At 37.7% G+C, this 14,683-nt stretch carries 15 protein-coding genes and 1 pseudogene; 14 read left to right on the top strand and 2 right to left on the bottom strand.

Annotation, left to right across the window (positions count from 1 at the left end):
• Positions 1-87: 87 nt before the first annotated feature.
• The 8 genes and pseudogenes from J2Z82_RS01395 to J2Z82_RS01365 form a co-directional block, all read left to right on the top strand.
• A pseudogene (locus tag J2Z82_RS01395) lies at positions 88-660 on the top strand (class I SAM-dependent DNA methyltransferase); the annotation flags it as partial.
• An 81-nt stretch (positions 661-741) separates the two neighbouring features.
• Positions 742-1,209 (top strand): S-ribosylhomocysteine lyase, encoded by a 468-nt coding sequence (locus J2Z82_RS01390; protein WP_209479169.1) that lies wholly within the window; start codon positions 742-744, stop codon positions 1,207-1,209.
• A gap of 313 nt (positions 1,210-1,522) precedes the next feature.
• Positions 1,523-1,654, top strand: coding sequence for a hypothetical protein (locus J2Z82_RS19505; protein WP_280922957.1), 132 nt, complete (start codon positions 1,523-1,525; stop codon positions 1,652-1,654).
• A gap of 76 nt (positions 1,655-1,730) precedes the next feature.
• Positions 1,731-3,101, top strand: coding sequence for a dipeptidase (locus J2Z82_RS01385; protein ID WP_209479000.1), 1,371 nt, complete (start codon positions 1,731-1,733; stop codon positions 3,099-3,101).
• Between the two features lie 23 nt (positions 3,102-3,124).
• Positions 3,125-3,883 carry a (S)-benzoin forming benzil reductase gene (locus J2Z82_RS01380; RefSeq protein ID WP_209478999.1) on the top strand — a complete coding sequence of 253 codons (759 nt, stop codon included), beginning with the start codon at positions 3,125-3,127 and terminating at the stop codon, positions 3,881-3,883.
• Positions 3,884-3,968: 85 nt separating this feature from the next.
• A complete protein-coding gene (locus J2Z82_RS19500) occupies positions 3,969-4,097 on the top strand; it encodes a YjcZ family sporulation protein (RefSeq protein WP_209478998.1) in 129 nt (42 codons plus the stop codon).
• Positions 4,098-4,279: 182 nt separating this feature from the next.
• A complete protein-coding gene (map, locus tag J2Z82_RS01370) occupies positions 4,280-5,032 on the top strand; it encodes a type I methionyl aminopeptidase (protein WP_209478997.1) in 753 nt (250 codons plus the stop codon).
• Positions 5,033-5,054: 22 nt separating this feature from the next.
• Positions 5,055-5,828, top strand: a complete 774-nt coding sequence (locus J2Z82_RS01365; RefSeq protein ID WP_209479168.1) for a cobalamin-binding protein — start codon at positions 5,055-5,057, stop codon at positions 5,826-5,828.
• 260 nt (positions 5,829-6,088) lie between these two features.
• Here the strand turns inward: J2Z82_RS01365 and nhaC are convergent, their stop codons facing one another.
• Positions 6,089-7,450, bottom strand: a complete 1,362-nt coding sequence (gene nhaC, locus J2Z82_RS01360; protein ID WP_209478996.1) for a Na+/H+ antiporter NhaC — start codon at positions 7,448-7,450, stop codon at positions 6,089-6,091.
• Positions 7,451-7,911: 461 nt separating this feature from the next.
• Between nhaC and J2Z82_RS01355 the strand changes: the two genes are divergently transcribed.
• The 3 genes from J2Z82_RS01355 to J2Z82_RS01345 are packed head-to-tail and all read left to right on the top strand — an operon-like array spanning position 7,912 to position 9,511.
• Positions 7,912-8,640, top strand: a complete 729-nt coding sequence (locus J2Z82_RS01355) for an AzlC family ABC transporter permease (RefSeq protein ID WP_209478995.1) — start codon at positions 7,912-7,914, stop codon at positions 8,638-8,640.
• Positions 8,637-8,930, top strand: a complete 294-nt coding sequence (locus tag J2Z82_RS01350; RefSeq protein ID WP_209478994.1) for an AzlD domain-containing protein — start codon at positions 8,637-8,639, stop codon at positions 8,928-8,930. Before J2Z82_RS01355 ends, J2Z82_RS01350 begins: the two co-directional genes overlap by 4 nt.
• Positions 8,931-8,980: 50 nt before the next feature.
• A complete protein-coding gene (locus tag J2Z82_RS01345) occupies positions 8,981-9,511 on the top strand; it encodes a GNAT family N-acetyltransferase (protein ID WP_209478993.1) in 531 nt (176 codons plus the stop codon).
• An 818-nt stretch (positions 9,512-10,329) separates the two neighbouring features.
• Here J2Z82_RS01345 and J2Z82_RS01340 read toward each other — a convergent pair.
• Entirely contained in the window at positions 10,330-11,196 is an 867-nt protein-coding gene (locus J2Z82_RS01340; RefSeq protein WP_209478992.1) for a cation diffusion facilitator family transporter, read from the bottom strand.
• A gap of 352 nt (positions 11,197-11,548) precedes the next feature.
• Between J2Z82_RS01340 and J2Z82_RS01335 the strand changes: the two genes are divergently transcribed.
• The 3 genes from J2Z82_RS01335 to J2Z82_RS01325 all read left to right on the top strand — a co-directional run bounded on the left by J2Z82_RS01335 (position 11,549) and on the right by J2Z82_RS01325 (position 14,640).
• Positions 11,549-12,748, top strand: coding sequence for an MFS transporter (locus J2Z82_RS01335; protein ID WP_209478991.1), 1,200 nt, complete (start codon positions 11,549-11,551; stop codon positions 12,746-12,748).
• Positions 12,749-12,834: 86 nt separating this feature from the next.
• A complete protein-coding gene (locus J2Z82_RS01330) occupies positions 12,835-13,068 on the top strand; it encodes an IDEAL domain-containing protein (RefSeq protein ID WP_209478990.1) in 234 nt (77 codons plus the stop codon).
• A 105-nt stretch (positions 13,069-13,173) separates the two neighbouring features.
• Complete coding sequence (locus J2Z82_RS01325; RefSeq protein ID WP_209478989.1) at positions 13,174-14,640, top strand: methyl-accepting chemotaxis protein; 1,467 nt, start codon at positions 13,174-13,176, stop codon at positions 14,638-14,640.
• The last annotated feature ends 43 nt before the right edge of the window (positions 14,641-14,683 follow it).

Genomic DNA, 14,683 nt, shown 5'->3' with positions numbered 1-14,683 from the left:
AGAGTAAACATATGTAATCCTTATACATATAATTCGTATTAAACATAGTTGTTTACTATGAATTGATATATTATGGAGTTGGAATAAATGGGGCGTGAGTTTTTAGATGTATTTGATGAATGGGCAGACTCATATGATAAAAGTGTAGAAGGTGTTGACCCTCAATATAAGGCAGTCTTTGCAAATTATGATGTGATTTTGGATGAAGTAAGCAAATGTTCTTACGGAAACGTTTTGGAATTTGGTGTTGGTACAGGGAATTTATCAAAGAAATTAATGGAATCAGGTTATAGTGTTACAGGTATTGAACCATCGCATTCAATGCGGCAAAAAGCTGCTGAAAAGTTACCTGATTTACCTTTATATGAAGGTGACTTTATCGATTTTCCTCAATTCTCAAAGCAGGTTCACACAGTTGTAAGTACCTATGCCTTTCATCATTTAACAAATAAAGAAAAAGATACTGCTATTCAGCAATTTTCTAGGCTTCTTCCTTCCATGGGAAAGATTGTATTTGCGGATACTGTGTTTGAATCAAAAGAGCACAAGGAAATTATGATAAAGAAGGCCTATGAACAGGGTTTTACGGACCTGACTGAAGATCTGCAACGAGAATATTATACAACAATAGATGAACTGCAACGTATTTTTACAGCAAATGGGTTTCATGTTAAGTTTGAACAAATGAATAATTTCGTTTGGTTAATTATAGCTGTAAAAAATAAAAAGGAGCGATTTATTATGGCACAAAAAATGAATGTAGAAAGTTTCAACCTTGATCATACAAAAGTAAAAGCACCATATGTACGATTGGTTGGTGTAACATCGGGTTCGAATGGTGATAAAGTTTATAAATATGATATTCGATTCAAACAACCGAACAAGGAACATATGGATATGCCTGGTCTGCATTCCATTGAGCATTTAATGGCGGAAAATATCCGGAATCACATGGACAATGTTCTGGATATTGGGCCTATGGGGTGTCAAACTGGATTTTATCTCGCTATTTTAAATAATGATAATTATGACCAGGTCCTTGATGCGTTGGAAAAAACACTTCAGGATGTCTTGGAAGCAAAGGAAGTACCTGCATGTAATGAAGTACAATGTGGCTGGGCAGCTAATCATAGCTTGGAAGGGGCAAAAGAAATTGCCAAAGATATGGTGGCAGAAAAAGATGATTGGAACCAAGTTTTTGCAGAGTAAGAGGCGAAAGTTATGGCGATACCATTCGATTGTTCAGTTAGTCGGAAAAAACACTATTTTGGAAGACAGATGACAGAGCTGGATATTAACGATTAGTACACTTAGCAGTTGATAAGCATAGAAATAGAAATTTTTTGCAAAGGACAGTCTGAGAGGCTGTCTTTTGTTGTTGGCATGAACTGATGGGGTGGGAGTCGGTATTGGGTTTATTTTTGTGTTGATGCAGAAAAATTTTCTCTGTTTTTAATGTTGATGATTCTGTTTAATCGAGAGGCGAATAAACAGTAGAGGACGGAGCATCAACAGAAGAGCAATGGACATCGACAGAAGAGCGGGAACATCGACAGAAGAGCAGGAACATCAACAGAAGAGCACGGAACATCGACAGAAGAGCGGGAACATCGACAGAAGAGCACGAACATCGACAGAACACAGTAATAATTAAGTAAGGCAATCTGCAAAGTTCGTTTTAGGGGCTTGGAATATGCTAAAATAGAAAAAAAGAACTGGAGGAATGTGACATGAGCGAAAAAGCATTGAGCTATTTAACTGAAAATCGCGAGCAGCTGTTATCAAAATTAAATGACTTTCTATCAATTCCAAGCGTGAGCACCGATAGTATACATAAAAAAGATATTAATAAAGCGGCAAGTTTTCTGGAAACATATCTAAATGATATTGGATTTGACAAAGTAGAGCAGCAGGATACTGGTGGACATCCACTCGTTTATGCTGAATACAATCAAGCTGGACCTGATGCACCAACGGTTTTATTTTATGGCCATTATGATGTTCAGCCTGTTGACCCCATTGATCAGTGGAAAAGTGACCCGTTCAAACCAGAAGTGCGTGATGGACGATTATATGCTCGTGGATCAAGTGATGACAAAGGGCAAGTATTTATGCATCTTGCTGTTTTTGAAGCATATATGAAAACAGAAGGGAATTTACCTTTAAATGTAAAAGTTTGTATTGAAGGGGAGGAAGAGATTGGCAGTGAGAATCTTTACCGTATCCTTCATGACAAACAGGATCAATTCAATGCAGATTTTGCTGTTATTTCAGATTCAGGGATGATTGCTGAAAATCAGCCTACCATCTTATACGGTTTAAAAGGGTTTACTGGAATTGAAATAAACGTAACAGGACCTGATCATGACATGCATTCAGGAATGTATGGCGGGGCAATTCGAAACCCAATTATGGCGCTCAACCATATACTATCATCGATGAAAAATGAGGATGAAGTTGTTACAGTAGATGGATTTTATGATGGAGTTGAACCATTAACCGATAAGGAACGAGAATTAATTAAACAAGTCCAGGGTGAAGATTATCGTTCAACAGCTGGGGTTAATGAGACAGCTTCAGAAAAAGGATACACTGCAAAAGAACATACAATGGCTCGTCCAACTTTTGAAATTAATGGAATGTATGGTGGCTATCAGGGGGAAGGAACCAAGACAATAATTCCCTCATCAGCTACAGCAAAAATCACCTGCCGTCTGGTTCCCGGGCAAGATCCTGATCAAGTTCAGCAATTGCTGGAGGAGCATGTTTATAATGTTGCGCCATCTGGTGTAGAAGTAGAAGTTGTAAAGGAAAAGCTTTCTGCAAAAGCATATAAAGTAGAGCCAAACAATCCGCTTATTGAAAAGGCAGCAAAGAGTTATACAAAAGCATTTGGTAAAGAAACGGTATATGTTCGCATGGGAGGCTCTATACCGGTTGTTGAATGGATTGAGAATATATATAAAATGCCAATCGTTCTATTAGGATTCGGGACGCCAGATGATCGTTTGCATTCACCGAATGAAAGTTTCCCTCTCGACAGCTTTGATAAAGGAATGGAAACATTAGTTCATTATTGGTCGGAAATAAATAAAAAATAAATATTTTAAAAGGAGGGTTATTGATGAGGTTTGCAGTAGTTACCGGAGTATCAAAAGGGTTAGGCGAATCAATTGCTAAAATAATGATGGAATCCGGAGTAAATGTTGTTGGTATCTCCCGTAGTAAAAATGATTCACTGCAAACGTATGCATCCCAGAACAATGTGACCTATCAGCACTTTGTCTGTGATTTAGGAAACCTGGACAGTATAGAGCATACATTTGATCAAATCAGCAAGGAGATATTTGAGCCAGAACCGGCAATTGTTTACTTAATAAATAATGCAGGTGTTCTTGACCCAATCGATAAATCCATGAATATTAAAAGTTCTGATTTAGCATACCATGTACAGGTGAATACAGTAGCTCCAATGGTATTAATGAATTTATTTCTGAAAAAAGCCACTGATATGGAAGTACAGTTTATTGGTACTACAATTTCTTCGGGTGCGGCAGAGAGACCAGTATATGGATGGAGTGCGTATTGCAGTACGAAGGCAAGCATTAATATGTATACAAAAACCGTTGCATTGGAGCAGGACGAACTGAAAACTCAAAATAAAGTTATTGCGTTTAGTCCTGGAGTAATGGATACACAGATGCAAGCGAAAATCAGGGAAAGTAATAAAGATGAATTTATTGAAGTTGATACCTTTAGAAGTTATAAGAATAATAACTTGTTAAGAGAAACTGATGCCGTTGGTGGAGTACTCGTTAATATTTTAACTGACGAATCAAGTGTTGAAAATGGAAAAATATATAGTGTAAAAGATTATCTCTAGAGTGACTAATACAAGCAGTCGCCCTTCCCAAACCTATTTCAAGTGCATAAATTATAGTAATCTTGAAAATGAGGAGGGAATTTTAATGAGTAGAGGTGGCTACGGCTCAGGCTTTGCGCTAATAGTCGTGTTGTTTATATTGTTGATCATTATTGGTACTGCTTATGTAGATGGTGGCGGTCACGGATATGGTGGCGGCTTTGGCGGCTATTAATTAAGGTGAAGTGCAGAGGGCTAATTTGCTCCTCTGCATTTTCTGCGTTATAGTCAATTTGGAGCGCTTATTCTCATAAAATGTTATTTATATGATACAATTTGTGGTGATAGAAATAACCGTGATGTTTTAAATGCTACATCATATATATTTTATTACTAACGTTGAAGGGAAGAAGAAATATGATTACACGAAAAAGCAAACGGGAAATCGAAAAAATGCAGCAAGCAGGTGATTTGCTCGTTAAATGTCATAAAGAAGTTGCTAAAATGATAAGACCAGGTATTACAACTTTGGAAATTGATACATTTGTTGAAAAATTTCTAGCTAAGCATGGTGCCACTCCGGAACAAAAAGGATATAGTGGCTATCCATATGCGATTTGTGCCTCAGTTAACGATGAAATTTGTCATGGTTTCCCACGAGAGGAAAAGCTTGTGAATGGTGATATTGTAACGGTTGATATGGTTGTTAACTTAAATGGTGGGCTTGCTGATTCCGCATGGACATACCCAGTTGGAAATATCGATGAAGCAGGTCAAAAGTTATTAAATGTATCAAAGACATCTTTATACAAAGGGATTGAACAGGCACAAGTTGGAAGTCGAATTGGTGATATTGGTCATGCAATACAAACCTATGCAGAAGGAGAAGGGTTTGCAGTTGTAAGAGATTTTACTGGTCATGGGATTGGACCAACAATACACGAAGAACCACATATTCCACATTTTGGCCTGCCAAATAAAGGGTTACGTTTAAAAGAAGGAATGGTAATTACAATTGAGCCAATGATAAATGAAGGCAGCTGGCAAAGTAAAATGGACTCGAATAATTGGACAGCCCGTACAATTGATGAAGGGCGGTCTGCTCAATACGAACATACCGTTGTAGTCACAAGAGATGGTCCATTACTTACTACTGACCAGGACAGATAATGTTATCAAGGGGGAGATGATGATTCGAGTCGTATCCATTTGTCCGAGTAATACGGAAATCGTGGAATACCTTGGAAAAATTGATGAATTAGTAGGTATTGATAATTTTTCTGACTGGCCAGATCAGGTACTTGATTTACCTAAAGTTGGTCCAGATCTTTCTATTAATATGGATAAAGTAGAAGCATTAAATCCAGATATAGTCCTTGCCTCATTAAGTGTTCCGGGAATGGAAAAAAATATAGAAGCACTTGATGAGAAGGGTTTGTCATATATTATTTTAAATCCTAATTCATTAGATGAGATTGCAGATGATATTGAAAAAGTCGGTAAGGCGTTAGGTGAGGAGCAGCTTGGTCTAGATAAAGCGAAAGAGTTCCGTGATGAAATAACTGCTTTGCGTAGACAAGCGGCACAGCGAGCAAATAAGCCCACATTATACTGGGAATGGTGGCCAAAACCAGTTTTTACTCCTGGAAATGTTAATTGGCTTACAGAGATAAGCAACTTAGCTGGAGCAAGAAATATTTTTGATACAGAAGATGTAGCCAGCGTTCAGACAGATTGGAAGGACGTGTGGCAGCGTGACCCTGACCATATCTGCATGGTTTGGGTAGGTGTGAAAGAATCAAAGATGAAACCCGAACTTGTTATGAAACGCCCCGAATGGGATGGAATGAAAGCAGTTCAACAAGGTAAGATTCATGTGTTAGAAGAATCACTTTACTGCAGGCCTTCGCCGAGATTGCTTGAGGGTTTACGTAAATTGGTGTCTATACTAGAAAACTCCACTTAATTTGGGGTTTTTTTTAGTTTGGTAAGTACAACTAGGTTTTTTAGCAGTTAAGAAAGTATAAATCCTTTCTTACTGCATAAGTGCAACTAAGGCACTCGCCATTAGCCTTGGCGAATGCCAAGTTTTCTAACTGTTAGGGCACTCAATATTAAGGCTTGGTGATGCGACAATACTTAATAATTTGGAATGAGGGTCCGTATTAATTAGCAATCGGACCCTCATTCCGCTAAATGACAGATTGGAATACAACCATTGCCTTTTTACCTCAATGCTTTCCCGCCAAATAGAATCGTTATAACTGGACTTATTAAGCAGAAGAATGCAAACGGTAAATAGGTTACAACTGGAACACCAAGTACATCAGCAATGAAGACACCACAAACACTCCATGGTACAAGCGGGTTAATCACAGTACCAGCATCTTCAAGTGTTCTGGAAAGCGCCTTATTGGATAATCCAGCCTCTTGATAAACACCTTTATATGTCTCACCAGTGAGCATTATGGAAAGGTATTGCTCCCCAATAAGTACATTCACACCAATTGCTGTAGCTGCAGTTGAAATTATGATTGTTCTCACCTTCTTTAATTTTTCCTGAAACGATTGAAGTATCGATGGAACAATTCCCGTGACAAACAATAATCCGCCAAATCCGAGCGCCAGAATAACAAGTGATATGGTGAACAGCATGCTGTTTATACCACCCTTGGTTAATAAACTATTAACAGGTTCAAAGTTAGTATTTGCTGTGTAGCCATTAAACCAGATTGACCATATATCTGACCAAGCAAGTCCACTTGTTATACTTGCGAGGATTGTTGCCACTACACTGCTTACACCAATAGAAATAAATGCTGGCATTTTAAAAATAGTAGCCAAAACCAGAACGGCCAAAGGAATCCATGATGTCCAATGAATTAATCCAGTTGCATCAAGACTTGATTTGTAGGCTTCGAGATTTTCTACGGTTATAGCTTCATTGGGTGATAAAAACACAAATAATATAAATGAAATTATAAATGCTGGTATGGTAGTTAAACTCATGTGCTTTATATGTTCAAATAAATCCACTTGAACGATTGTTGAAGCTAAGTTAGTCGTATCAGACAATGGTGACATTTTATCACCGAAAAACGCTCCGGAAACAATTGCTCCTGCTGTTATTGCCATTGAAGCATCCATCGCACTTCCCATCCCGATAAACGCTACACCGATTGTGGCGGTCGTAGTTAACGAACTTCCAAGTGAAACACCAACAATTGCTGTAATTGCAAATACAATAGCATAAAACCACGTTCCACCAATTAGTGAAAAACCGGTACTGATCAAGACTGGGATAGTACCACTTATCATCCAGCTGCTAATTAAAATGCCGATCAGTAAAAACAGAAAAATCGCACCCATACCGGACTTAGCTCCAGCAGTTATGCCTTCTTCCAAATCTTGAAACGCTATATGCTTCAATAACCCGTATAAAACAAGTATAAAGATTGCAATCATGATAGGGATATGCGGCTTTGTTCCAAGGCCAATAAGAAAATAACTGATTAGTCCTATTGTAAAGATAAAAAATAATATTGACTCGCCAAGTGAGGGGTTGTGTTTTGGGTTTATTGGAAACATAGTAATCCTCCTTTTTATTAGATAGCTTGGCTTATCGCCAAACTTTATTATAGATAAGCCCTAATTGTATTTATTTAGTAAGAAAGGAATGCTTTCTTATCTGCTAAAATAAAAAAAGCCTCATCCCTTAATAGGGACGAAGCTTTTATCTCCGCGTTACCACCCTGATTGATGAGTGCAATTATATGCAATCTCATCCTCTCATGAAAAATCCGCTAAACCGAATGTGTAATTTGAATTATTTCCTGCCAGAGCTTTCACCTGATGCCCTGTCTCTTGTTGCTGCCTGGAAAAATTCTACTTCGCATTCCTGGATATGTTATTCAACTTAAAATATTAATCTGACTATACATTGTTAAATCATTAATTGTCAATACTTTATTTTTCCGATTTAAATTCTTTGTAAAATTAAGAATATGCGTTATAATAGTTTCAATTTTCAAGTTGAGGGTGGAAGTGCAATGACTACTAAAGCTATACATAAAAATAACACATCATCATCGGTATATATGATCAAGAGAGGTATAGCAGTGGGGTTACCAATCATGCTGGGATACTTGCCAATTGCAATAACATATGGTGTATTGGCGAAGCAGGCTGGAATGTCACTGACAGAATTAACATTAATGAGTGTCATGGTTTTCGCTGGTGCAAGCCAGTTTATGGGTGCCAATATGATTGCTGTTGGTGCTGGAGCTGTAGAGATTATTGTGGCTACATTTGTTCTCAATTTCCGTCATTTTGTAATGAGTTTATCGTTTATGAATCGTTTGCGAGGAATTGGACGGAATTGGAAAGTTCCTTTATCATTGGGTTTGACGGATGAAACGTTTGCGGTATCATCCTTACATACGAAAGAAGCTAAAATGGAAAAAGGTGTTCTTTTCTATACAGCACTCATTTTAACTGCATATTTTTCATGGGTTATGGGCTCGTTTTTAGGAGGAGTCCTTGGAGAAGTCATTCCAGAGCAACTAAGCCAAAGTATGGGGATTGCATTATATGCCATGTTCATAGGTCTTTTAATTCCATCGGTCAAAAAGGAATTGCGAATTGGGATTATAGCTATTATTGCGATGCTTATAAATACGATTTTTAACCAATTCATGAGTGAGGGCTGGGCAATTGTGTTTGGTACGGTTCTTGGTGGGTTAAGTGGCGTATTTTTGCTGAAGGAGGACCAATCATGATATTTGCTATTATAATTGGAATGGCACTCGTAACAATGATTCCAAGAGCTATACCCGCATTTATTGTGGATAAACTGCAGTTTAAAGAATGGGTGAATCGCTGGCTTAATGCAATACCTTTTGCAGCATTAGGGGCCCTTATTTTTCCAGGTATATTAAACGTTAAGCCAGATCAGCCGCACATTGGATTAATTGGCGGAGCGGTCGCTGTCGTATTGGCTTATTTAGGCCTGAATGTCATCGTAGCAGTGTTAGGAGCTATTGTGACTGTCTTTCTCTTTACCATGTAAAAACAGATAAAATGGGTAGAATGTTTTTGACGATAACAGGGGGTTATCACATGTTTTCAATTCGTAAGGCTGTTTACGATGATGCTGCAGCGATTGCAGATATTCATGTAAGCAGCTGGAAAAATACGTATGCCGATTTACTTGATGAGCAGGATATATCCAATATTACATATGAAAATCGTAAAGCATTATGGGAAACTATATTACGTATCCAAAAAGAAGAGCAATGCACACTTGTCATTCACAACGACGACAAGATAGTTGGTTTTGTTTCTGGCGGACCGGAGCGAACTAAACGGTTTGACTATGATAGTGAAATCTACACGATTTATCTATTGAATGAATTTCAAAGGAGGGGTTTAGGTGGCAGACTTCTAAAGGCTTTCAGTGAAGAAATGCATGGAATGGGGCATAAATCTCTCCTTGTCTGGATTCTTAAACAGAACCCTTCCAGTCGCTTTTATGAACGATTCCAAGCTGAACCTGTTGGGGAAGAAGAAACAACCATTGGTGAAGGAACATATCAGGAAACAGCATATGGCTGGGAAGATATTGATAAACTGCTGGAAAGACTATCTTAAGTTAAGTACCGTACAAACATAAGGGTGACAAGAATAAGATAATAACTAAAAAAACATATATAGTCTGGTTAATATCTTCTCATATTAGTCATGTTAGATATTAGTGGCTGGGACAAAAATTTTTAGTCAAAGTAAAATCCGAACTATGATTCAAAATTCTTGAAATAGAATTCGAATTAGTTCGGATTTTTGCAGTTAAGAATGTATAACTACTTTCATAAGTGCAACTATGGCATTTACCAAAAGGCTTGTTGAATGCCTAGTTTTCTAATATTGCAGATTAGATATAAACTGCGAAGTAGACTGAATGTAAGTGTTGTTCTCTAACCACGCAGTTGGAATATACTCGCGCACCTAGGGCTCACCACGAGCCTCCGACGCATAGGACGTGCTAGTGCAGACGTTGCGTGGCGTACTTAGTCTGCCTCGCTCGCAAAGAACGCTCCCTGTGGGGTCTCTTAGGATCGCTGTCCCACAGGGGTCTCGCATATTCCAACTGCTAGTTTAGTGGTATAAAATCTTGTTTTTTAAGTTCTAGTGAGCAAAACCCAGCGGAGGAAATCCACGTAGACTCCTGTGGGAGCTGAGGCCTAGATGAGACTACGCAGCGAAGTAGGAGCAAGGAGGCTCATCAGCCGCCCACGGAAAGCGTAGTGTATTTCCGAAGCGGCATAATAGCACTCAAACTTTTTAAAAGTATGTCGCAGTTTATATCAATTACGTATTAGATTCAACCATTGATAATGAACGTTCTAAACAACTTATCCTATATTATTCGTCTTTAAGGTAGAGATTTTTAGTTATGTCCCAGCCTCTTTCTATTGATATGGCTCAATATGAATATGAGCATACGGAATATTATGCTCTTGATCGAGTAGTGTTTCGATTTTCTCTGTGATAGCATGGCTTTCTTTTACATTCAATTGAGGATCAACAAGAATGGTAATATCTATAAAAGATTGATTGCCATGTACTCTTCCTTTAATATCTACCACTTCTTTTACCTCAGAAACTTCTGCAATGCTTGATTTTATTTTCATAATCTGCTTTTCGTCAAATCCATCTGTTAATGTATGTGTCGAATCTTTAAAAATATCCCAAGCAGTTTTGCAGATAATAATACCAACAACTAAACCAGCTAATGGATCCAACCAAAAAAGTCCTAGTTGTGCACCGATAATTCCCACAAATGCTCCGATACTTACAAAGGCATCTGAACGGTTGTCCTGTGCAGCGGCGTACAATGAACTGCTTTCTACCTTTTTGGATAAGGAAAGATTATATCGATAAACCATGAACATAATGACAGCAGCACTTAATGCTGTCCAAGCTGTTAGCATATCAGGCTGCGTTGTTTCGCTCGTAAATAATTTACTGAATGTATCAATTATTACCTGTATCCCAACTGTCATCATAATAAAAGCTGCGAACAGGGATGCAATAGTTTCTGCACGATAATGCCCATAATGATGATCTTCATCAGGGGGCTTTCTTGATATTTTTAATCCAATTAACACGGCAATCGAGGCTATTACATCGGTGGAGTTGTTTAATCCATCTGCACGCAACGCCTCTGAACTACCGATATAGGCGATTATTAACTTAGAAATAGAAAGGATAATGTAAGCAATAATGCTAATCCATGCGCCCTTTTCACCTTTTTTTAGATTATCTGCATGCCCCATGAAATGGCCTCCCATTTATTCACTGCATAAGTACAACCAAGGCTCTAGCCATAAGATTTGCACTCTAAAGATAAGCGATTCTAATACAAATTACACTTTCATAAGAATCCCTTTAACGAATGCCAACTTTCCTAACATTTTATTCCAACGAATGTCAGCTATAACAGTCTACCAAAGCATTGTCCAGTAAGTCTAGAGAAAAAGTAAAGGATACGGTTATATGTTTTGCGAGTTATAAAATAAGTTTCGTTAGGTAAAAAATGACTATCATCTTAAACGAGAATAAATATCTTGCTTAGGAGAATAGTAATTTTAGTGATTATTTTACAAAAAGAAGGACTGTGAATGTAATATGACGAAACAGAATGATGCTCATGATAAGCGCTGGGCAGTTATATCATTAGCATCTATTCCACTAATTATGACTTTAGGAAATTCGATGCTTATTCCAATATTACCTTTAATGGAAAAAGAACTTGATATTTCCAAACTGCAATCAAGTTATATTATTACGATGTATTCAATTGTAGCTATTTTTTTCATCCCATTAGCAGGCTTTTTATCAGACCGATTTGGCAGGAAAAAGGTAATTATTCCTTCATTAATTATTACTGGATTGGGGGGGTTAGTTGCGGGATGGGCTTCCAATAGTATGAGTGATCCGTACCTCATGATTATCGTTGGCAGAATTCTGCAGGGGATAGGTGCATCAGGTGCTGCCCCAATTGTACTTCCGCTTGTAGGCGATATGTTCCGAGATGATAAAGAAGCGAGCACAACGCTTGGCATTATTGAAACATCCAACACAATTGGCAAAGTGTTAAGTCCGATATTAGGTGCTGTCCTGGCAGCATTTATTTGGTTTTTGCCGTTTTATTCAATTCCGGTATTTTGTGCTGTATCCGTCCTGATGGTTGGATTTCTTGTGAAAAACAAGGGAGGGGAGGAGGAACATACAAGTTTTAAGAAATACTGGGGTTTCGCTAAAGATACTATGAAGAAACATGGGAAGTGGCTAATTGCCATATTCCTTATTGGAGCTATATTAATGTTTATTTTGTTTGGATTTTTGTTTTATCTTTCAAGCATTCTAGAAGATAAATATGATTATAAAGGTATTTGGAAAGGGGTGCTACTGGCTATTCCTTTACTGGCCTTATCGATTGCCTCATTTATTGCGGGAAGGAAAATAAATGATAACTTAAAAATAATGAAATGGATAACTTTTATAGGCATTATACTTACTGGGGCTTCAGTTGCGGTGATTCCTTTCATGGATCATCCAGTTTATCTTTTATCTATTTTCCTTATATGTGGAAGCGGGATAGGGATGTCACTGCCTTGTATGGATGCATTAATCACTGAGAGCCTGGAAAAAGATGTGCGAGGTGTGATCACATCCATTTACAGTGCTATGCGTTTTATTGGGGTTGCAGCAGGGCCGCCAGTAATTGCAATTATGATGAAGGGAAATATTATTTGGATGATAAGCCTTTTAACTATTTTTGCACTGGGAGCAGGTTTACTTGCGTATCGAAACATTAACCCCTAAAAAAATATTGCAGCACACAAATATTATTGTTGCAATTATTCGTAAATTTTAGGATAATAGAAAAAAGGAACAAAGGGGCGTGTTCCATGAAAAAGCAGAAATTAATTTATCGATACGTAAGATATGATGGAAAACCACTTGACGCCAAAAGGGAAGTTTCATATGAGTTAAAGCTTTCATCACGGATGTTACTGGATGAGTTATGCTTTAATTGGAATAAGGAGAGACTGGAAACAGCGATAAACAGCTCTATTGACACTGGAAATAAAGAAAAGTTCTTACAGTTAAGTAAGGAATACAGACATTATATTTGGGAGTAATCCCAATTTGCATCAAGATTGCCTTACCTTTGTTTGGTGAGGCTTTTTTGATGGGATATATATAGTTCTTTTTACATAGAAGCTAGTCATATTGGGGGAGAATGAATGGAAAAAAATAATAACTCTATAGTACATAAACAAAACCGTATTTTGTTTTATATTTTGTTATTTTCGTTGTTTTTAGGTGTAGGGGCAGAGCTTGTTGTCGGGGCACCAACAGAAAATCTTATTGCACTTGGTATTGGCGGAGGAGTTAGTGTAGCACTAATTGGGTTATTTCATTATAAACAGATATTTACCAAGGCAGTTCCTTATTTAGCAATAATAAGTCTATCTGGAGTCGCATTTATTATTATTTTAAGTTCTGATTATGTAACGAATATGCTTTTTACCTTTTATGTTCTGGCTGTAGCAGCGATATCTCTTTCGTTAACAGTTTTAGTTACAGGAGGTTTCTTTGGACTGTCATTATTAACCTTTTTTGTTATTTCAAAAGGAGCAATAATTGGATTCGATGCAAGGGCTACTGCTATTACGATTGTATTTTTTGTCCTGGTATTCGCAGTTTTAGTGATCCAAGTAAGGGTAGCAAGGAAGCTGCTTACAGATGCCCAGAGTGCTTTAACTGAGAGCGAAAATCACTCCGAATACCAAAGGAAACAAGCTGAAATCGTAGAAGTAAGTGCAACTAATGTTAGGTCACAAATGACCATTATTGAGCAGGATAGCAATTTAAACTCACAATCGATGCGAGAGATGAGCCAGGCATTTCAGGAAATCACAAAAGCCAGTCAGTCACAGGCTGAATCTGCAACTACCATTTCAACTACAATCGAAAAAACGGGTGAAAAATTGTCCAAAATGATTCATTCTTTCTCGCAGAGTACTGCAGATGGAGAAGAATTAAAAGAATTATCGATGGAAGGTCAACAATCCATGGAGAACCTCTCGGCCACAATGAATGGGTTTCAGCAATCCTTTGAACAGCTGGGCACAAACATGAATAATCTTGTTCATAAAATGCAAGAAAATAATACGTTTACAGAAAAAATCCAGGACATAGCGGCACAGACTAACCTGTTAGCATTGAATGCAAGTATTGAGGCAGCAAGAGCCGGAGAGTCAGGAAAAGGTTTTGCTGTCGTAGCCGGAGAAGTTCGTAAGTTGGCTGAAGTCTCTCAAAACACTGCACAGCAAATTAGTCAGAACCTGCAAATTATTGAAGATGATGCAAGACAAGCGCAGCAGGAAGTAAACGATAATAAGGAGCAGCTGCAGAAGAGTGCCATAAGTGTACAAGAAACCAAAGCTAATTTTGAAAAAATCACTGAACAGCTAATCAACTTTATTAAGTATTTAGGTTATCTAGCAAAACAGGCTAATGATATACAAGCATCATCTGAAACCATAGATGGGTCAGTCAATCAATTAGCTTCTTTAATTGAAGAAACTACGGCCACCATTCAGCAGTTGGAGGCGATGCTTGAAGAACAGGTTGACCGTATAACTAATTTGGTTTCTGCTATTGAAGAAACAAATGAAGTTGCAGCAACTTTGGAAAAAGCAAAATAAACAAGAGCTATTATACGAGGAAGTGCATATTTTAATATGACAT

It is taken from the genome of Virgibacillus litoralis (assembly GCF_017873675.1).
Lineage (GTDB): Bacteria > Bacillota > Bacilli > Bacillales > Amphibacillaceae > Lentibacillus > Lentibacillus litoralis.
Note: the sequence above shows the minus strand (reverse complement) of the source record. Positions and strands in the feature narration are given on the sequence as shown.